We start from the raw sequence: 731 nt of genomic DNA on the forward strand, positions 1-731 counted from the left end.
AAGAGCTAAGTGTTCTGAAGTTAGAGTTTTTTGGGTCAAATACCCTACGAATTCATTGTCCAGTAGTTGCTGAAACTGGTTGAATGTGGTTTTTCCTACTTTTAGCTGCTGGCTGAATTGAGAAAGTTGTTTTATTAGTTGTGGTAAGGTTTCAGTAATGATGGACTCAACTAATGACTGTTCTATACTTTGAGCAATTGATAAGATAGTTATTTGTGAATCAAGTCGTTGTTCAATTTGAGTAATAGCTGTTTCTAAGCCGTGGAATCTGGTTTTTTCTCCTTTTAGCTGCTGGTGATATTGAGAGAATTGTTTTATTAGTTGCGGTAAAGTTTCGGTGAGGGTAGACTCAACAGCCGAGTATTCAATATCTTCAACAATTGATAAGATAGTTCTTTGTGATGAAAGTTGTTGTTCAATTTGAGTAATAGCTGCTTCTAAGCCGTGGAATCTAGTTTTTCCTCCTTTTAGCTGCTGGTGATATTGAGAGAGTTGTTCTATTAATTGTGGTAAAGTTTCAATGAGGGCAGACTCAACAGCCGAGTATTCGATATTTTCAATAATTAGATCTACAGTTTTTTGTGAATCAAGCCGTTGTTCAATTTGAGTAATAGCTACTCCTAATCCCTCAAAGGTGGTTCTTCCCTTATGCTGCTGGCAAGTTTTAGAAAGTTGTTCTATTAGTTGTGGTAACGTTTCAGTAATAATGGATTCAACTAATGACTGTTCTA

At 36.0% G+C, this 731-nt stretch carries 1 pseudogene; it reads right to left on the reverse strand.

Annotated elements, in window-relative coordinates:
- A pseudogene (locus A4S05_RS38255) lies at nt 1-731 on the reverse strand (exonuclease V subunit alpha); the annotation flags it as partial.

It is taken from the genome of Nostoc sp. KVJ20 (assembly GCF_001712795.1).
Classification (GTDB): Bacteria; Cyanobacteriota; Cyanobacteriia; order Cyanobacteriales; family Nostocaceae; genus Nostoc.